Source organism: Paenibacillus sp. FSL R5-0470, from assembly GCF_037975205.1.
In the GTDB taxonomy this organism is placed as follows: Bacteria; Bacillota; Bacilli; order Paenibacillales; family Paenibacillaceae; genus Paenibacillus_AQ.
The window spans coordinates 2758398-2777534 of record NZ_CP150238.1 but is presented as its reverse complement, the minus strand read 5'-3'; the positions used below and the strand labels follow the sequence as shown (position 1 = coordinate 2777534).

The 19137-nt window shown below is 43.3% G+C and carries 16 protein-coding genes; 4 read left to right on the top strand and 12 right to left on the bottom strand.

The annotated features are described in order from the left end of the window. Positions 1–63: 63 nt before the first annotated feature. From MKY99_RS12005 to MKY99_RS11985, 5 genes are all read right to left on the bottom strand, one after another. Positions 64–1632, bottom strand: a complete 1569-nt coding sequence (locus MKY99_RS12005; RefSeq protein ID WP_339270668.1) for a response regulator — start codon at positions 1630–1632, stop codon at positions 64–66. Further along, entirely contained in the window at positions 1625–3400 is a 1776-nt protein-coding gene (locus MKY99_RS12000; protein ID WP_339270666.1) for a sensor histidine kinase, read from the bottom strand. The genes MKY99_RS12005 and MKY99_RS12000 overlap by 8 nt, the downstream gene beginning before the upstream one ends. A 181-nt stretch (positions 3401–3581) precedes the next feature. Then, the gene (locus tag MKY99_RS11995) at positions 3582–4376 is read right to left on the bottom strand and encodes an ABC transporter ATP-binding protein (RefSeq protein WP_339270664.1); all 795 of its coding nucleotides are present in this window, start codon (positions 4374–4376) and stop codon (positions 3582–3584) included. Then, a complete protein-coding gene (locus MKY99_RS11990) occupies positions 4369–5292 on the bottom strand; it encodes an ABC transporter permease (protein WP_076282900.1) in 924 nt (307 codons plus the stop codon). The genes MKY99_RS11995 and MKY99_RS11990 overlap by 8 nt, the downstream gene beginning before the upstream one ends. Before the next feature lie 61 nt (positions 5293–5353). Further along, positions 5354–6424 (bottom strand): ABC transporter substrate-binding protein, encoded by a 1071-nt coding sequence (locus tag MKY99_RS11985; protein ID WP_042187416.1) that lies wholly within the window; start codon positions 6422–6424, stop codon positions 5354–5356. A 325-nt stretch (positions 6425–6749) separates the two neighbouring features. Between MKY99_RS11985 and MKY99_RS11980 the strand changes: the two genes are divergently transcribed. Then, a complete protein-coding gene (locus MKY99_RS11980) occupies positions 6750–7685 on the top strand; it encodes an NlpC/P60 family protein (RefSeq protein WP_339270660.1) in 936 nt (311 codons plus the stop codon). Between the two features lie 95 nt (positions 7686–7780). On the opposite strand, the gene MKY99_RS11975 is transcribed toward MKY99_RS11980, so the two are convergent. Together MKY99_RS11975 and MKY99_RS11970 are read right to left on the bottom strand one after the other, a co-directional pair. Then, complete coding sequence (locus tag MKY99_RS11975) at positions 7781–10507, bottom strand: calcium-translocating P-type ATPase, SERCA-type (protein ID WP_339270658.1); 2727 nt, start codon at positions 10505–10507, stop codon at positions 7781–7783. Between the two features lie 97 nt (positions 10508–10604). Continuing rightward, positions 10605–11018: a DUF2500 domain-containing protein gene (locus tag MKY99_RS11970; protein ID WP_231573434.1), complete on the bottom strand. Its 414-nt coding sequence runs from the start codon at positions 11016–11018 to the stop codon at positions 10605–10607. A 184-nt stretch (positions 11019–11202) separates the two neighbouring features. On the opposite strand from MKY99_RS11970, the gene MKY99_RS11965 reads away from it, so the two are divergent. Then, positions 11203–11598, top strand: a complete 396-nt coding sequence (locus MKY99_RS11965) for a hypothetical protein (protein ID WP_149644195.1) — start codon at positions 11203–11205, stop codon at positions 11596–11598. 286 nt (positions 11599–11884) lie between these two features. After that, entirely contained in the window at positions 11885–12745 is an 861-nt protein-coding gene (locus MKY99_RS11960; RefSeq protein ID WP_339247458.1) for a YitT family protein, read from the top strand. A gap of 589 nt (positions 12746–13334) precedes the next feature. On the opposite strand, the gene MKY99_RS11955 is transcribed toward MKY99_RS11960, so the two are convergent. The 4 genes from MKY99_RS11955 to MKY99_RS11940 form a co-directional block, all read right to left on the bottom strand. After that, entirely contained in the window at positions 13335–13622 is a 288-nt protein-coding gene (locus MKY99_RS11955) for a stage VI sporulation protein F (protein ID WP_042187408.1), read from the bottom strand. Positions 13623–13688: 66 nt separating this feature from the next. Further along, positions 13689–15740, bottom strand: a complete 2052-nt coding sequence (gene recG, locus MKY99_RS11950) for an ATP-dependent DNA helicase RecG (protein WP_076282907.1) — start codon at positions 15738–15740, stop codon at positions 13689–13691. Between the two features lie 9 nt (positions 15741–15749). After that, positions 15750–16613, bottom strand: a complete 864-nt coding sequence (locus MKY99_RS11945; protein WP_076282908.1) for a DegV family protein — start codon at positions 16611–16613, stop codon at positions 15750–15752. Between the two features lie 84 nt (positions 16614–16697). Beyond that, the gene (locus MKY99_RS11940; protein ID WP_339270651.1) at positions 16698–18482 is read right to left on the bottom strand and encodes a DAK2 domain-containing protein; all 1785 of its coding nucleotides are present in this window, start codon (positions 18480–18482) and stop codon (positions 16698–16700) included. A gap of 191 nt (positions 18483–18673) precedes the next feature. Here MKY99_RS11940 and rpmB point away from each other — a divergent pair, with 191 nt between their 5' ends. Continuing rightward, positions 18674–18862 carry a 50S ribosomal protein L28 gene (gene rpmB, locus MKY99_RS11935; RefSeq protein ID WP_036686205.1) on the top strand — a complete coding sequence of 63 codons (189 nt, stop codon included), beginning with the start codon at positions 18674–18676 and terminating at the stop codon, positions 18860–18862. A gap of 108 nt (positions 18863–18970) precedes the next feature. Here rpmB and spoVM read toward each other — a convergent pair whose 3' ends face one another. Beyond that, positions 18971–19051: a stage V sporulation protein SpoVM gene (gene spoVM, locus MKY99_RS11930; protein ID WP_020431362.1), complete on the bottom strand. Its 81-nt coding sequence runs from the start codon at positions 19049–19051 to the stop codon at positions 18971–18973. Between the last annotated feature and the right edge of the window lie 86 nt (positions 19052–19137).

The following is a 19137-nucleotide window of genomic DNA, read 5'->3' as shown; positions in this document are numbered from 1 at the left end:
TATAAATCTTCTCAAATATTCAGTGATTGTTGAATACAAAAAACCGTCTTGTTTGTTCAATAATCAGTTCCCTTGAGAGGGTTTCATAAATTCTGTGGGTGTCTGCCCAGTTACTTTTTTGAACACTTGACTAAAATACTGTGCATTCCCACCGAAACCGAACATTTCAGCGAGCTCAAATACTCTTACATCACCACTATGCATAATGTGTTCTGATGCTTTAGTAATCCGGTAATTGGTAACGTAATTAGAGAATTTCTCCCCCGTGATTTTCTTAAATATTTTCCCGAGATAATCAGGATTCATATATAACATCTCAGCAGCGACTGAGCTAAGTGACAGTTCCGCATTCTTATAATCATCCGCAATAATTTTAAACATTTTATCTACGATTAAGGATTGGCGACAGCGAAAATGACGATCATACATCGCTGTCAAACGAGCAGCAGCATCTTTTACATAGGCTTTAAGACCACTTAAAGTCCTGATCTCAGCCAGTTCCACCATACTTGAAGTAAAGGTATTTCTTTCATCAGGGACGGCTAAACGTATCATCGCAGAATACAATTGCAAAACATAAGATCGCGTTACATTAATATCCACACGCTGCTCAGCTAGCAGATTAAATAACCGCTCTAATTCAAACTCTACTGCACTTTGTTCGCCCGCCTTAATCAGCAGACAGATTTGCTCTTCATCTAGTTCAATGTCATTTCTTCCGCTTAGTTCATCACTAGGAATATCACTTCCTGTGATCAAACCTCCCTCTTCCATATAAAAACAGTGGTTAAGGCATTGCAGAGTCTGACGATACAATCTCCGTGAATGTATCATGAAGTCCGCGTCACTAATCGCAATGGTTACATCCACTTTATAAAATTTGTAGAACATTTTTCGTACATCAGAAATTCGTTCAAGCAGTGTACTATTCAGCGTAGTCTCTCCTTCGACTTCCATTAGTGTCAGAATAAATCCGCCTATCCTTGTACTAAGCAGCGTTTCTTGCAGCATATCCTGTGCAATATTTTGCAAAGCAAATAGTTGCTCATATTCATAAGAACCTTCCAGTCTGAACAAGATCAAACGCACCACTTTGTCATTTAATTCGATGCCTAGCAGCTCCTGATAATACTCTAAATCTTGACTCCCGTACGTTTTGTTAGAGATCCATTCCTTCAAAAATTGTTCCTTTACATGCGGTAGTACTTTAGTAAAACGTTGCTTCATGTCATTTACAAATTCCGTCCGGCCCTTAAGTTCATCGAGCTCTGCTACCAGTTCAACTAACGCATCATAAATTTGATTCTCGTTGCACGGCTTAAGCAGATAATGCTTCACTCCATGTTGCATAGCGATACAGGCGTAGTCAAAATCCTTATACCCCGTCAACATAACGAACTTTACCTCAGGAAACCGTTCACTGCATTTCTGCACCAAGCCTAGTCCGTCCAATCCGGGCATGGAAATATCAGTAATCACTATTTCAGGGCGAAGCTCCTCTATTTTCTCTAAGGCTTCTATCCCGTTTCGCGCAGTACCCACAAGTTCCGTTCCTGCCTGTGCCCAGTCCACTACCTGAGATATGCCTTCTAGTATCAACCGTTCATCATCAACCAGCAGTAACTTATACATTCTCTTGCACTCCTTTTAAATAAGGTATACGTACATGTATTGTCGTTCCTTGACCTGGCTCACTTTCAATCACTGTACCCCATTCTGGGCCAAATACGATTTGAATACGCTCTGCGATGTTCGCTAACCCAATGCCTTCGCCACGTGTCTTAACTCTTCCCTGCTGTAAATCTTTGATGAACTCGGCACTCATCCCCGGCCCATTATCACTAACACGAATATCAAGGCCCTGTTCTTCCTCACTCACGGTTATAGAAATCGTGCAAGGCTCGATATTAGGCTCCAATGCATATCGGATCGCATTCTCGATCAACGGCTGAAGCGTCAGCTTCGGGATTAAAGCGTCATGCAAATGTTCTGGAAAATCCATGCGGAAATCAAGTCTCTCGTCAAAACGCGTCTTTTGGATAATGACATAATTGCGCACAATGGTGAGCTCTTTTTCAATCGTAATCAACGGGTCTTTAAGACCAATCGAACTGCGAAACAAATAGCCGAGCGCTTCTACCATTTCTGAGATTTTAGCTTGCTTGTTCATCTTCGCTAACCAATTGATCGATTCAAGTGTATTGTACAAAAAATGCGGATTGATCTGTGCCTGCAATGCTTTAAGCTCGGTCTCTCTAATGATGAGCTGCTTCGCATAATTCTCATCGATAAGTTCTCTGATTCTGCGGATCATCATTTTAAAGGTTCTGTTAAGCTGGCTTACCTCGTCCTGCGCAGTTTGCGAAACGACACCTAGCGACTGTTCCTCCAGATTATCCAGATCTCCCTTTTCGATTTGTTTCATTTTTTTGGTCAGCTTTGAAATCGGGCGTACAATACTTCGGGCTAATCGATAGCCTAAGAGCAATCCAATTAGTAATATGAGCGCGAATATGATGACGACCAATTTTTTTACAAAAGTAATATGTTTGAACATCTCATTGAAGGGGGTCGCATTGATATACATCCATTCCATATAAGATGATTTAGTCTTCGTTATAAAATATGTTCCTTCTTCATACTTAGCCGTACGATAAAGCTCGGAACGTTCCGTTTCCGCTTTAAGCTCATTTGGCAGCAACATCGGAGTTTGGGGATAAACCGCTAACCCTGAAGTCGCATCTGCAACAATTAACTGATCGGCATCCGAAGTGTTACTAGTGCTATCTGCAATAATACGATCAATCCGAATTCGAATGACCAGCGTCCCTAAATCGTCCAGCGTAAAGGTTGATCCGGTGTAAGATTTAATCTGCCGAACAGCCAGGAGTGAATTCTTATTCCCTTGGGGATACCACACAATACTACCGCTAGCTTCCTTAGCCAGAGGCTTTAATTGATCCTGGAGATCCTGTGATACACCTTCCCGATTACCCGCAGTCATAGCGCCGCCATTCGTATCCAACAACATCATGGAATAAACGTATTTCTCTGCTCCTGCAAAGGCAACTAACCTGTTAATGATTTTATTATGTAGGACCTGCCGCTCATATGGTTGAGGATCATCCTGTAACTGGCGAAGACATTCCTGAATTTGCTCATCAGAGACCACTGTAAAAGAAAGTTGTTCCAGCTCTCTCAAAGTACTCTCTATACTGATAGATGACATTCCCAGCACTTCAGATGCCTTTTCATAGATTTGCTTGTCATAAATTCGATAAACATACTGCAGGACGGTTAAAGAGAACAGAAAGGACAGCAGCAGTAAAAATGAAATGATCAATATCATTTTATTAAAAATACCCGAACTCCTGTAAGCGCTAACATTCTTCCAAAACATAAGCATCCTCCAATTCACTCCAAACCCTTATTATGGGAATAATATTTATCGTCACTATATCCTATCATAAATGATATTGAAGCATTCGGGAAAACTTACAACAAAAAGGACTTAAAGTGAAATCCAGAGTCAGAATTCACTTTAAGCCCCTATCCTGAGCCTAAGACACTCCTATAAAAGACTAACCAAGCATCATTCGATCATCCGCCAGTTTATGACCACTGATGGTCTCAAATTCTCCCAGCAGGCGTTCTACCGTAAGATCCTTTTTCCTTGTTTCATCAATATCAAGGATAATACGGCCTTTATCCATCATGATAAGACGATTGCCAAGACGTATAGCCTGCTCCATGTTATGGGTAACCATAAGCGTAGTCAGCTTCATCTCACGGACGATAGACTCTGTCAGTTTAGTAATCAGCTCCGCTCGTGAAGGATCAAGTGCCGCTGTATGTTCGTCTAATAACAAGATTTGCGGCTGGGTAAAGGTTGCCATTAGCAAACTCAGTGCTTGTCTCTCCCCACCAGATAATAACCCTACCTTTGCTCGCAGACGATTCTCCAATCCAATCCCGAGACGACTTAACTCCTCACGAAATATCGTCCGTCTCGCTGCATTTACACCAAACGATAGTCCTCTACTCTTCCCTCTTTTGTAAGCCATCGCTAAATTTTCTTCAATCGTCATCCGTGGAGCCGTACCTGCCATCGGGTCCTGAAAAACCCGTCCGATCCAGCGACTGCGCTGATATTCTGCTAAATGGCTGATCGAATTCCCTTCAATACTTGCTGAACCAAGATCCGGCTTCATCACACCAGAAATAATGTTCATTAGCGTCGATTTACCAGCACCGTTGCTTCCAATAATGGTAACAAAGTCACCGGGAAGAAGCTCCAAATCAATGCCAAGTAGCGCGATCTTCTCATCCGGTGTTCCAGGATTAAACAGCTTAGATACGTTATCCAGTTTAAGCATCGATGGTGCCTCCTCTCTTGCTGCTAAACGCTTGTTCAGCTAATTCAAGCGAACGTTTACGCGCCATATTCTTCTGCTTCAAGAAACGCTGAATCGATGGGAATACAAGTGCGAAAATAACGATAATCGCCGTAATCAGCTTAAGATCCGAAGGTCTCAACCATGGTACATACAAGGCTAGTGCAACTACGATTCGGTAAACAATAGATCCCAGAACAACTGCCAACGTCGCACGGAATACATTTCCAGCACCGAAAATGGCTTCACCAATGATTACCGAAGCTAATCCGATAACAATCATCCCTATTCCCATTGAGGAATCCGCAAAAGTGGAATACTGAGTGATCAATGCACCTGAAAGTGCCACCATTCCGTTGGATAAACTGACGCCGAGAATTGTCGTATTATCTGTGTTTACACCCAGACTACGGATCATTCTTGCATTATCTCCGGTAGCCCTTAAAGCAAGCCCAAGATCAGTACGCAAGAATAAATCCATTAGAATTTTCACGAATAAAACAATAAAAGGAAGAACAAGAAGTGGATTGATGGACGAGAACAACGTGGTATCACCCATTAGTGACCAGTTAGGCTTACCGCCAAAAATTCTCAGATTGATGGAATAAAGTGCGATCATCATTAGAATCCCGGATAATAATCCATTAATCTTACCCTTCGTATGTAGTAGACCCGTACACATTCCTGCCAGCATCCCACCAGCAATAGCAGCAAGCGTGGCTAACCAGGGTGCATAACCATTGGTAATCATAACGGCTGCAATAGCACCACCAGTAGTAAAGCTTCCATCTACAGTCAAATCAGGAAAATCCAAAATGCGAAAAGTAATATACACCCCTAAAGCCATAAATGCATAGAGCAAACCCATTTCCACAGCCCCGAGCATTGAATCATACATAGAAGTCTTCTCCTTTCAAGCATCAAGGGGCGCCCTCATGGAATCGCCCCTATAGAATGTCTTATTGAATAATATTGTTAGCTTGATCGGCAACTTCTTTTTTCATCGCATCCGTCACTTCTATGCCTTGTGCGGCAGCGGCTTTAAGGTTAAGGATAAGATCGAGCTTTTCTTGCATCGTTACTTTCATATCTGCTGGCTTTTTACCATTCTTCAGAATGTCCACTGCCATTTGTCCAACTTGGTAACCATGATCGAAATATTTGAAGCCAACGGTTGCAAATGCGCCTTTTTCAACGGTATCCCGGTCACTGGAGAAGAACGGAATTTTCTTATCATTAGCTGTTTGAATGATGGTATCAACAGCACTCACTACTGTATTATCCAAAGTAATGTAGAATGCATCTACACGACCAGCAAGTGATTCAGCAGCTTGCTTCACTTCAGAAGTATTCGTGATGGCTGCTTTCACAAGCTCAATGCCATGTTTATCCAGCTCTTTCTTAGCAATATCCGCCATAATTACAGCGTTCGGTTCACCTTCATTGATAACAATGCCCAGCTTCTTCACATTAGGAAATTGAGTAGCAATGAATTGCATTAATCTATTAATAGCTTCAGGATTCGTATCTGATACACCAGAAACATTTCCACCTGGGTGCTCCAGATCAGTTACGATCTTTGCATCGAGTGGATCAGTCACTGCTGCGAACAGTATCGGAGTGTCCTTACTTGATTTGCTAAGCGCTTGAACAACCGATTGAGCAGAAGGTGTTGCAATAGCCAATACCAAATCATTAGTGTCAGCTGCAATCTTCTGAGCAATGGTCAAGTTATTCGCAGGGTCAGCTTGAGCATTCTCAAGGTCAACCTTCAGGTTCTCTCCTTCAACAAGCCCGGCATCCTTCAAAGCAGCAAGAATACCTTCGCGTGTAGCATCAAGTGATGGATGTTCTACGTATTGCGAAATTGCGATTTTGTACGTTTTGGAATCAGCGGTTCCAGCATTCGTTGGCGCATTTCCAGTGCTTGTTGCGTTTCCTGAGTTTACAGCGGCATTATTGTTGCCACAGCCAGCAGCTACTAGCATGAAGCATAAGCTTAAACCTGCAAAAATGTTTCTCTTTTTCATTAAAGTACCCCATTTCATTAGATTATTAACGCGTGCATCAAAGTGAGCGACTCAGCATTATCACTTTTATCGATAAAAGCATTAAAGCATAAGCTTACACGTACCTCACAATAATGATGGAAATCTATTAAACCTATATTATATGGAGGTTGTTTATCCGTCAATCACTTATCCCACTTCCAGAGATCACAAATTTTATAGCGCATAACTCACCAATATAGGAAGGACTTGGTTATGTCTTACAGTGATTGCCTTGGTCCTCATTACATAAAAAAAAAGCCCCCTGCACAAACTTAAACTACAGTTTGAACATGGAGCGTGTCATATGCCTAATAACCACAAAAAATTACTATCCACTGCTACTGTATTGCTCGCTGCCGTTTTATCAAGTACCGCATGCGGTTACTCTTCACAATCACAAAAACCCAAGGTAAACGCCGTAACTCCTGATGGCATGCAAGCCTCAAGTTATTATGAAAAGTCTTCCATCACCGATGCTCAAGGAAAGTACTGGATTCCACTCAAACCTGCGATTACTTCACTTGGCTATCGAATGAAAGATGATGCTACTCATGGTGGATACACCAAAATTGGCTACAGTGATGTTATGTACATGCTGCGCCCTGGCTCTACTCAAGTCTTCTCCCTCGGTGAGAAAATCACACTACCGCAGGCACCTAGACGACAAGAAGGTCAAATCTATATCACACCGCTAGCTCTATCCAAATTTCTTCAAACGGAGGTGGGTTGGAATCCTCAGTCTGGTGAAATCAACATAGCCACACCGACCGACCATGAGGCTATTATAAAAACACCATCTGCTAAATCACTGGATGGATCAAAACCATTTCACATCCAAAGCATTTCTGAAGCAGACAAGAAGGAATTAGTTTCTTATGCCAAAAAATTCTTAGGTGTACCTTATGAATTTGGTACCGGGCCTTATGAAGAGACTAAGAAATTTGATTGCTCTTCTTTTACAAGGCATGTATTCAAACAATTCGGTGTAAACTTACCGCGTCTAGCCAAGGATCAAGATAATATAGGTTCTCGCGTGCAACGCAGTGCACTAGATGTCGGCGATCTTATATTCTTCACTGTCCCAGGTCGGTTTGAAAGTGATGCTATACCCGGACATGTCGGTATCTACATTGGGGATGGAAAGTTCATTCATACCTGGGGTGATCCCGGGGTTCAGATCAGTGAGCTCGACTCAGGGTATTGGAGCAACGTAATCCTGCATATGCAGCGCATTCTGTAACCTACATTCACTGACTAAAGGCACCTATAAAGAAAGCCTGAATCCTCCGCTATGGAAGGGTTCAGGCTTCTTTGTTGCAGCATAAAGCGGTATTCTTAATCCCAATTCTTGCCCTTGCCACTTAAACGTACAAACAGCTTTACAAACTCTACAATCACTATAATTGCCAGTGCTGCAGCAATTACAATTCCCCACTGTAACCCGCTTAAATGTGAGACACCAAACCAGTCATTCAGTCCTGGGATGATAATCACCAGCACCAGCATAAGTGTAGAGATCAGTGATGCCCACAGCATATACCGATTGCTGAACCAGCCAATCTGGAACAACGATTTCGTATTGGATCTGACGTTAAATGCATGAGAAATTTGCAGCAATCCTAATGTGGCGAATGCCATCGTAACCGCAATTCCCTCAGTGTAATGGGTATGTGCCCACTGGTATACAAACAGCGTAAGCGCCGCCTCTAATATACCCTGGTAGATGATCCCGATTCCCACGCCACCAGCAAAGATACTACTGCTGGCTTTGCGTGGTTTCTTCGACATCAAATCATCCCCCGCCTTCTCAAGCCCAAGAGCTAATGCCGGTAGGGTATCGGTAACAAGATTAATCCACAGAATATGAATTGGCTCGAGTATCCGCCAGCCGATCATGGTTGCAATGAATAGCGTAAGCACTTCCCCAAGATTGGCTGAGAGTAGGAACTGGATGGCCTTACGGATATTGCTGTAAACCTTCCGTCCTTCTTCAACAGCAACAACTATGGTCGTAAAGTTATCATCAGCTAGCACCATATCTGAGACGCCCTTAGCTACATCCGTTCCTGTGATGCCCATCCCGACGCCGATATCTGATGATTTAAGCGCAGGAGCATCATTCACACCGTCACCCGTCATGGCAACAATCTTCCCTTTTTTCCTCCACGCCTTAACGATCCGAACTTTATGTTCAGGAGATACACGTGCATAAACCGAATAATTAGTGACTTTCTCAGCAAATTCCTCTTCACTGAATTTATCCAGCTCACTGCCGGTCAATACGCCTGTCTCATCTTCGATAATACCTAATCTTTTAGCAATGGCCGCTGCAGTATCTCGATGATCTCCTGTAATCATTACAGGTCTAATCCCCGCTTTACGACAGATAGCTACCGCATCCCGTACTTCCTCTCGTGGAGGATCAATCATACCGACTAAACCGATAAATACAAGTTCTTTCTCCGTAGCTTCCGGGGAGAGGTTAGTCGGTAGCTGCTGTTCATCTCTGAAAGCAAATGCCAGCACCCGCAGTGCATCATTCGCAAGCATTGTATTACTTTCCATGATATGTCGTGAATGTTCATCATTAAAAGGAACGATCTCTCCATCCACATAGATATGGCTGCATTTGGACAAAAGCACATCTGGTGCACCTTTCGTTAACACACGATAACGTCCGTTCTCAACTTCATGAATCGTCGTCATCAGCTTGCGATCGGAGTCAAATGGCAGTTCATTTTTACGTGGGAATTTCTTTTCTAAATCCCTTTTGTCAGTACCTATACTGAGCGCGTAGTCCACTAACGCTGTTTCCGTTGGATCCCCGATAATCGCTTTACCACTCTTAGTTTGTGGGTCCTTAGCTCCTTTATTCCCTCCAGGTTCTTCAGAAGAATTTCCTTCGTCAATGCTGGAATCATTACAAAGCGTCATAGCCTGAAGCAATAGTTCACCACCCGGTGTCCCTTCAAGGCCTTCAGCAGCTTCTTTCGTAGTTCCATTGACATGCACTTTTTCGACAGTCATCTTGTTTAGAGTCAAAGTACCTGTCTTGTCAGAGCAAATAATTTCGGTGCTTCCGAGCGTTTCTACAGCGGGGAGTTTGCGAATGATCGCTTTACGTTTAGCCATCCGCTGCACTCCGAGTGCCAAGATAATCGTCACAATTGCTGGCAGCCCTTCAGGAATCGCTGCTACTGCAAGTGAGATCGAGGTGAGAAGCATATCCAGCAGCTCTCTACCCTCAAATATACCGACGGCAAAAATGACTACACAGACACCAAGAATAATAAAGGTGAAATATTTTCCTAGTTCATCCAGTTTCTTTTGCAGCGGTGTTACATCATTCTCTTCCTCCGAGATAAACCCAGCAATCCTGCCGACTTCAGTCTGCATTCCTGTAGCTGTGACGACACCAACCGCTCTACCGTAAGTTACATTGCTGCTCATATAAGCCATATTGGTGCGATCCCCAATAACAATATCGCTTCCTTCAAGCACACCTATCTTCTTTTCTGAAGGTAATGATTCTCCGGTCAATGCGGCTTCCTCTGTTTTCAAAGAAGCAGCTTCTAACAGTCTAATATCCGCCGGAACTACATTTCCAGCTTCCAGCAATACGATATCCCCAGGTACGAGATCTTCACTTTTAATCTCTGAGACCTGTCCTCCACGTCGCACTCTGGCATGCGGAGAGGACATACTTTTCAGGGCATCTAGCGCCTGCTCTGCCTTATTTTCCTGAATAACGCCAAGTACCGCATTCAGGATGACTACCAACAAAATAATGACTGTATCTGTCCATTCTCCCAAAACCCCAGACAATACTGCCGCCACTAGCAAAATAAAGATCATTACATTTTTAAATTGTTCAATAAATTTTCCTAGCAGAGATTTGGTTTTTGCTTCTTGAAGTACGTTCTTCCCATACTGCTCCAGAAGTTTAGCGGCTTCACCGGAAGACAAACCATCTTTCCTAGTTTCCAGCCTTTTGAGCACTTCTTCCTCACTTAGTGTATGAAAAGGTACCTGCCCCTGCGATTTTGGATCATTTGAGTTCAAGACAATAGCCTCCTTCCGGGATTGAGATTCTGGTAAAACCTCTCATATGAGTCTTACCCAAAAAAGGCACGGTGATTCTAGAACGTTATGTACAATTTTAGAAATTAAGCTGTTCCGTCTGCTTGACTCGATCAAAGCTCTTGAATCTAGTCCCTTGATAAAGGAGTTCTCCTCGATCCCCTTCTACAATCAGACCAAAATCCTGATCTCGAACCTGCAATTCCAAGCGTCCACCATCTTCAAACTCAAACGTCACATAATAACTAGTATGTGCGCTCGATTCACCCGATCCACCCCATACCTCAGTCCGTTTCGTTACAGCTTTAGAGCTAGCTTTTATCAAGGGACTTGCGTTGTTGGCTATCCAGCTTCTCACTGATTTATAAATTATAAAGACGAAAACACCTAGAATAAACAAAGCAAATAATTTAAAAAATAGGGGCATCTCATGAATGAAACTTCCGAAAAAGCTTCGTTTATCAAAACCGTTAAAATCCTGCCATTCGCTCAAATTCATTCCTCCTGACTGATAGAAGATAATAAAAGTCTTCTTTTCTACGAAATACGTCATTTTTCCCGTTCGGTTTCTTGTTTTCATCGTTTTCAAATGAATTTTTTTCACAAAACAATTTGGAATCAAATGATAAGGTATGGTATGCTTTTTATACTACATACAGTTGGGAGGTGTTATTTCGGTGCAATATATAGCGCGCTTGTCACTACTTTGGTTTCTTCGTATAGTCCTAATTCTGGGAATGATGTTTTCTTTTCCACCGGTTTGGTCTGGCGGATTATTCACTACGGAGCAAGAATCAACGACAACCGAAATTGAACGCTTCGAGCGAAAGTTTATAGCTCCCGTAAGGACGGTACCCCAAATAACTCCTCAAATAGGAGCCATCAAAATAACTGAACAGTGGGGAACTAAATCTATTGCGGTAGCCGCGATACTCCCTGTGCTTTCTTTTGTATTCCGTCCTGTGATCTATAAATTCTTGCTTCGACTGCGACTGTACCTGTTAAAATTCACTTCTCACTTTCTAATATCACGCAATGCGAATTTCATCTCTATCTTAAATGATTGTTACTGAGGGTCATTTAGAACTTCCATTGATAAAAATTCGAAGAAAGCGAAATAATTATAAGACACCTAAATGTAGGCTAGACTTTCATGGATTATAGAGAATCGGATTTAACGAGAATCGGTAAAAATTTGTTATGCAAACTTACTTCTAGCATAGGAATCAAAATGGATCTATAAATTATTGGATACAGTATATAAATTAAAGAAGTGACATGCTGTTAAAATTATCCCAAAAAGCTGTCGCTACCTACGAAATGAATAAAGTTGTTTCCCCTGCTAAAGGAGGAAAAACATTGCAGACTAAGACAACACAACATAAACAATTACGTAAAAATTCAGTATTCCGAGTTCTAACCGTTATTGCAGGAGCACTACTTGCCGCAGTAGGATTAGAGTTATTTCTCATACCACATGGGCTTGTAGTTGGTGGAATCACAGGTTTATCGGCATTATTCGCTCATACCACTGAAATGCGGCTGGGATTGTTTCTTTTTCTATTCAATCTACCTTTTATTTTCATGTCTCGAAAGCAAGTGAATCTTCGCTTTGCTCTGTATACTGTTCTAGGATTAGCTTGCTTGACCATCGCTTCTCTTGCTCTACACCGTTTTCCTGCAGTGATTAGTGATCCTTTACCTGCTGCTATGGCAGGTGGCATCTGTTTAGGACTCGGTATCGGTATATCTGTCCGATTTGGTGGTGTGAACAAACATGCAAGTGATCAAGGATATTCACTTCTAAGTGGTGGACCGCCAAAGTCAACCGAAGTCGTCATCATGATTCTGAACTGTGCTATTTTGCTTATAGCAGGCACACTATTTGGCTGGGAGCAAGCCATGTACTCCATTATTGCTTACTTATTGGCCTTCGAAGGTGTGAGATTCTCACTCCGAGGGTTATCCGATTCACGCGCTGCATGGATTACCAGCAATAGTTGCATGGATATCCAGGAAGCTCTCGAAAACTCATTAAATCGAGAAGTTGGGCTTGCTGAAGGCTCCGGGCAAAATGGAGAGCTGAGCACATTGTTTTGTCTCATCAACAAAATGGAAGAACATCAATTGCGGACCATTGTTCTTAATTGTGATCCTGACAGCCAAATTGTGCTCAAATCAGCTGCCAGTGATCAAAGATTGAGTAACCTGCCATCCTAACTAATAGGGCAGTACGATGAGTAGGATGATTACGTCTTCTTTGTTTGAAGGTAACCTTTATGATTCCACGTAATAGAAATAGCGTTTCTCCCGTGTATGGGGGGAGCGCTACTTTTGCGATATCAACCGAGGTTCTTTCGCTGGAATTGCGATATCCTGCAAAAGTACATCTTTTGGCTCAGATATCAGCTCCATTAAGCCCAAATCCTGCTAATGTACAGGAATATCCTCATTTATGGCTCGAAGGCTTCTTCTGATGCAAGAATTCCTGCAGATTTGCAGGAATCAATACTTTAACCCTCCTCGTATCATCTAAAGATGTACTTTTGCAGGAATTTCACCGGAAAATTATTGGTTAGTCTACATTCGTTAATCAGCATTGGTCAGTCAGCACTTGTCAATCTACGTTCGTTTATCAACGTTAATGAGCCAGCGTTTGTTTGTCTGCTTTTCCCTAGAATTCATCCTTGATTCACACAAAAAAAAGCTGTATCAAAAGCAGCATTCACTACTTTTGATACAGCCTCTACTCCTTTAGCTAGCTGAGAATTAGACCTAAGATCTAGCCTATACTCGCTAGCACACTTTCCTAACGGAACATTCCCCACAAACGGATCAAGTGGAAGGTGTTGTTTGGATCAATTTTCTGAGCGATAATAAATTTCACAATTTGGTCTTCCTGCGTCGAGGTCAGTTTCTCGTTCAGTACACCTGACGCATTCCGTACCAACCTGCGAACAACTGCCGTGTCCTGTAGCTCTTGTTTCGAGACGCCGTTAATCATATTTTTAATACGATCTTTGACAGTCGCGTTTTTCATCTTCAGCTTGATGCGTTCCACGAGCTGAGGGCTAATTCCGAATTGTTGATAACCCAAGTGTAGCACCTCCCGTCATATCCAATCTTTCACAGTATATGAGGCTTAGGAGCTAGATGTGCCTACTTAGTCAATTAATTCCCCTTGGAAAATTTGCTCGCCTTGTAAATAATGCCGAAGAGGTGCATATTCAGGAGATGTCCAGAACTTCTCATCCTTAAGCAGCTCTGCCACATCATCACGCGCCTGCTCCAGCACTTCAAAGTCAGCCGTCATATCCGCCAAGCGAAACTCCGGTAATCCACTCTGCTTGGTTCCAAAAAAATCACCTGGACCACGCAGCTCCAAATCTCTCCGCGAAATCTCAAATCCATCATCGGTGTCCGTCATAGCAGTCATTCGTTCACGCCCGATTTCAGATTTCGGATCAGCCACTAGTACACAATAAGAGGCATGCTGACCTCTACCAACCCGTCCACGAAGCTGGTGCAGCTGTGATAATCCGAACCGGTCTGCATCCATAATAATCATCAACGTGGCATTAGGAACGTCTACACCCACTTCTACAACCGTTGTGGATACTAAGAGTTGCAGTTCATTGTTGTAAAATGCTCGCATCACTTCATCTTTTTCAGCTGGAGACATCTTTCCATGCAAAAGCCCAACTTTATAGTTAGGAAAAGCTTGGCTCATCTGAATATGTAAATCTATAGCATTCTGTACATCCAGTTTCTCCGATTCTTCAATGAGCGGACAGATCAGATAAGCCTGACGTCCCAGCTCTATTTCACGCTTAATCAGATTTAGGACACGATCCATGAGATCATGCTTGACCCAATAACTAGTTATTGGCACTCGGCCTTTCGGTCTTTCCGACAGCGTGGATACATCCATATCTCCAAAAACAGAGATCGCAAGTGTACGTGGAATAGGTGTTGCAGTCATCGTAAGTACATCCGGATTATATCCTTTACGCCGCAATACACCTCGCTGGTTTACACCAAACCGATGCTGCTCGTCCGTAACTACAAGACCCAGATCACGGAAAAATACATCCTCCTGAATCAATGCATGCGTTCCTACAACAATATCGAGCATCCCCATTTGTAGTGAAGCTAACAATTCTTTACGTTTCCGTCCAGTTACGCTCCCTGTTAACAGACCAACCGTAATTCCAAACGGCTCAAACATCTTCGTAAGTGAACGCATATGCTGCTCTGCTAAAATCTCAGTGGGCACCATAAGCGCACCCTGAAAACCAGATCGCACGGTGGCAAAAAGCGCGACGGCAGCTAGTACCGTTTTGCCGGAACCCACATCACCTTGAAGCAGTCGATTCATGCAATATGGTGATCGCAGATCATGTAAGATCTCCAGCTCCACTCGTTTCTGAGCATCTGTAAGCTCAAAAGGTAAGCTGCGAACAAACTGGCGCACGGTTGCGTTATCTACAGTATGAACTACACCATCCATCCTACCGCGATTGAGTACCCGGAATGCCTGCATCTTCAACTGGAACAGAAACAACTCCTCATACACCATCCTGCGGCGTCCCTGCTGCCCTTCACGCGTATCCTCTGGCCTATGAATGGTAGCAATCGCCCGTTTACGGGGCATAAAATCATATTGCCGCATAATAGAATGTGGTAGTATCTCGGGAATTAAATCTCCATACTGTTGAAGCGCCTGATTAATACTTTTCCTGATCCACGACTGCGTGATCTTTCCACCGACGGAATAGACCGGCTGTAGAGTCCCTGTCTTCCCTTCCCCACGATCGGGGAATTCAAAATCCGTCACTGTAATTTGATTTCGCTTCTGATCCCATTTACCTGTGAGTACAATTTCTCTTCCCACAGTAAGTTGCTCACGCACGTAATGACGATTAAACCATGTAGCTGTGAACATCCAAGGCTCAGCAACCATTTTACAACTAAGTCGTGACTTGCCTCCAAAACGTTGCAGTACAGGGATACCGATCACTTTAGCCTCTGTAGTCACTTTATCCCCATGTTTGGTTTCACTCAGCGAGCGCGGGCGATAATCCTCATAACGGAACGGATAATACTCTAACAAATCCTTTACTGTAAAGACGCCAAAGGCGTGAAGCTCGCTTTGCTTTTGAGCACTCACGCCAGTTATGTTTTTTACTTCAATTTGATTTAATGACAGTGTCATATTCATCCCTCATTTTGCAGGCCAAATGAATACAGCTAACGTACCGTTTCCGACATGGCTGCCCACGACAGGGCCGACGTTCGTCAGCACTTTCTCTTCTAGTGTAAAATGTCCTGACAGCTCTTTCAGGAACTCTTCACCGGAAGCCGGTTCAGCCGTATGACCCACGGCCACATTGATTTTGTCTACACCTTGAATATCCTTCTTAAATAATTCAATCATACGGGCAATAGCCTTCTTACGGCCTCTAACTTTCTCCACCGCATATATTATTCCTTCTGCATCAATAGACAGGATCGGCTTAATATTAAGAAGCGTTCCCAGAATGGCCGAGGCCTTTCCGATTCTCCCGCCTTTTTGTAAATATTCAAGTGTATCTACCAAGAAGTAAAGCTTACGAGATTGGCGCAGACTTTCTACAGCTTCAAGAATCGCTTCGGGACTCTTATCTTCAGCAGCCAATCTGGCGGCTTCCACCACCATAAATCCAAAACCGTAAGAAGCGGAGAGAGAATCTACTACAGTGATCCCTTCTCCCTCTTCCTCCAACATCGATTTAGCCAATAGTGCTGATTGGTACGTACCGCTTAGTCCAGAAGAAATATGAAACGAAAGGATAGGACTTCCCGGGTAACGTTCCAAAATATCTCGATACACATTCATGTATTCAACCGGTGAGGGTTGAGAAGTAGTCGGCAACTGTGACGAGCGGGGAAGTCGCTCATAGAACTGCTCCGGCGTCATATCCAGATTGTCCCGGAAAGCCTCTTCGCCGAACATCAAGGTCAAAGGGACGACCTCAATGCCATACGCTTCCGCCATTGCTGGCGGGATATCAGATGTGCTGTCGGTGACGATAATGGTACGATTCATGGATTATCTCCCCCATACTATAATTTTGCCAACTACGTAATTAGCAAGTTACTCCTGAACTGTTATAGAACCCTAAGCATCTACCTATAGCTCTACGGAGAAAAGATAATAATAAAGGGGTTGGCCACCCTCATGAATCTCAACTTCCACATTCGGGTAAGTTTCTTCCAGCCACTCGCTTAAGGAATCTGTGACCTCAGAATCAGTTTCTGCTCCAATAAGGATCGTAACGATTTCATCGCCATTCTCAAGCATATTGGACAGCAGCGCTTGACTTGCAGCTAACAGATCATCTGCGGCAGCGACAATTTTGGAGTTCGAAATTCCGATAAATTGCCCGGATTTAATCTCCAGATCATCAAAGCTTGTATCACGGACAGCATTTGTTACTTGTCCTGACTTGACCTGTGAGATTGCTTCTAGCATGTTCCCAGAATTAGTCTCCACGGAATCCTCTTCTTGGAACGCGAAGGCTGCAGCGATTCCTTGAGGAATGCTCTTGCTTGGAATAACTGTAATCTCACGTTCGCCTTCCAAGAGCTCCTTAGCTTGCTGAGCGGCAAGAACAATATTAGAGTTATTCGGCAGAATGTAAACATGCTTCGCAGAGATGGAAGAAATCGCGTTCACGAAATCCTCTGTGCTAGGGTTCATAGTCTGACCTCCAGCTAGGACTACGTCCACACCGAGGCTTTTGAAAATATCTGCAATCCCAGCGCCTGATGATACTGCGATGAAGCCGTAAGGCGCCAAATCATCTGCTGGTGGTTCAGCTGGAGCTGATTGTACACGGCTCTGCTCATCCGGCATATCCGCGAAAACATCTGGCATAGGTGCAATATCCATACCTGCAGTTAACAAGTCACGGTGTTGCTCACGCATATTGAGAATATGAATCTGCGTAATTTCCCCATAGAGGAGTGCCAGATTCAAAACTTCACCTGGAGCCTTGGAATGCACATGCACTTTAATGGTTTCATCATCCGAAATTACAATAATGGAATCTCCATTTACTGACAACGCTTTCCTAAAGGTTTCCTCATCAAAGTCCGTTCTCACGTTACCACCTAACTGGCGATTAATGAAGAACTCCATATCATATAGAAATTCTATGTCCTCTGTTGAAAGCTGTGATTGCGCAGAAGACTGTACGGAAGACAGTTCGCTTTCAGGTTTCTTTAACACCGGTACCGGTGTTGGCACGACTGGTGCCTGAGGTTGTCCTTTTACAGGTTCAGACACACCGGAGCTTCCGCTCGTCAGATGCTGGTGAAACCCTTCATAAATATAGACCAGTCCTTGACCGCCAGAGTCTACGACACCGACTTGCTTCAAGACAGGCAATTGTTCCGGTGTATAGGCTAAGGCTTCCTTTGCTTTGGCCAATACCTCTGTCATGAGCTCTGTAACATCTGTAGTTCGGCGAGCATAGTAGACAGCATGTCTTGCAGCCTCTTTTGCCACTGTAAGAATAGTTCCTTCTACAGGCTTTACAACTGCTTTATAGGCTGCGTCCACTCCACTTTGTAGTGCAGCAGCAAATTGCTGTGTGTTTAGCTCATCATGTTGAGCTGCAGATCTGCTAAATCCTCTGAACAATTGAGATAAAATAACACCGGAGTTCCCCCGTGCGCCCATTAACAAGCCCTTAGAGAGTACACCTGCACATTGACCGACAGACGTTGTATTATTTTTCTTCAATTCATTCGAACCTGCGGTCATCGTCAAATTCATGTTAGTTCCGGTATCTCCGTCTGGAACCGGAAAAACATTTAGGGAATTGACGTGTTCTGCATGCTGTTGCAGCTTATCCGCTCCAGCCAATACCATAGCGGTAAAATCTGTTCCGTTTATAGAACGCTTACTCAATTGAGAATTCCCCTTCCTAACTTCATGCCTAATCATTCTATGATTAACAGGACATAATGCACTAATTTACATTGTACTATAAGTATTAAAAGAAATAAATGTTTTTGAATCGGTTGACGTAGCAAAATTTGCTGTGATATTATAGATAAGTATTGTTTTATGCAGGTGTTAGGAATAAGGAGGTGTAATCTATGTCCCGCAAATGTGCAGTAACAGGCAAGAAACCGAGCAGCGGCAACCACGTGTCTCACGCCAATAACCGCAACCGTCGTTCTTGGGGAGTTAACGTTCAGAAGGTCCGTATCCTCGTGAACGGTAAACCAAAACGCGTGTACGTCAGCACCCGTGCTTTGAAAGCCGGTAAAGTTGAACGCGTTTAGTCTTTTGCAATTTTAAAGACCGAGCGATCACTCATATGAAGCAAAAAGCACCCTTTACATTTGTAAGGTGCTTTTTTTCATGTTTTCTTTTCTGTTCCAAGCCCAAGATCAACTCTTCTGAAATGTGTTCAAAATCGCTTTAACAAAACCTCCCAAAAACCTTGGCAGCTTAAACGTGTAAAATTTCATGGTTTACCCTCCCATCAATTCATGCCGTACGCAGGAGACTTTCTTCTTGTTCTAACGGTAACGTACTGCAGTCCTCCCTGCCAAAA

Excerpts from the sequence above, each read along its gene's own strand:
- MKY99_RS12005 (WP_339270668.1), bottom strand. The coding sequence starts at position 1,632 with ATGTATAAGTTACTGCTGGTTGATGATGAACGGTTGATACTAGAAGGC.
- MKY99_RS12000 (WP_339270666.1), bottom strand. The coding sequence starts at position 3,400 with ATGTTTTGGAAGAATGTTAGCGCTTACAGGAGTTCGGGTATTTTTAAT.
- MKY99_RS11995 (WP_339270664.1), bottom strand. The coding sequence starts at position 4,376 with ATGCTTAAACTGGATAACGTATCTAAGCTGTTTAATCCTGGAACACCG.
- MKY99_RS11990 (WP_076282900.1), bottom strand. The coding sequence starts at position 5,292 with ATGTATGATTCAATGCTCGGGGCTGTGGAAATGGGTTTGCTCTATGCA.
- MKY99_RS11985 (WP_042187416.1), bottom strand. The coding sequence starts at position 6,424 with ATGAAAAAGAGAAACATTTTTGCAGGTTTAAGCTTATGCTTCATGCTA.
- MKY99_RS11980 (WP_339270660.1), top strand. The coding sequence starts at position 6,750 with ATGCCTAATAACCACAAAAAATTACTATCCACTGCTACTGTATTGCTC.
- recG (WP_076282907.1), bottom strand. The coding sequence starts at position 15,740 with ATGACACTGTCATTAAATCAAATTGAAGTAAAAAACATAACTGGCGTG.
- MKY99_RS11945 (WP_076282908.1), bottom strand. The coding sequence starts at position 16,613 with ATGAATCGTACCATTATCGTCACCGACAGCACATCTGATATCCCGCCA.
- rpmB (WP_036686205.1), top strand. The coding sequence starts at position 18,674 with ATGTCCCGCAAATGTGCAGTAACAGGCAAGAAACCGAGCAGCGGCAAC.
- spoVM (WP_020431362.1), bottom strand. The coding sequence starts at position 19,051 with ATGAAATTTTACACGTTTAAGCTGCCAAGGTTTTTGGGAGGTTTTGTT.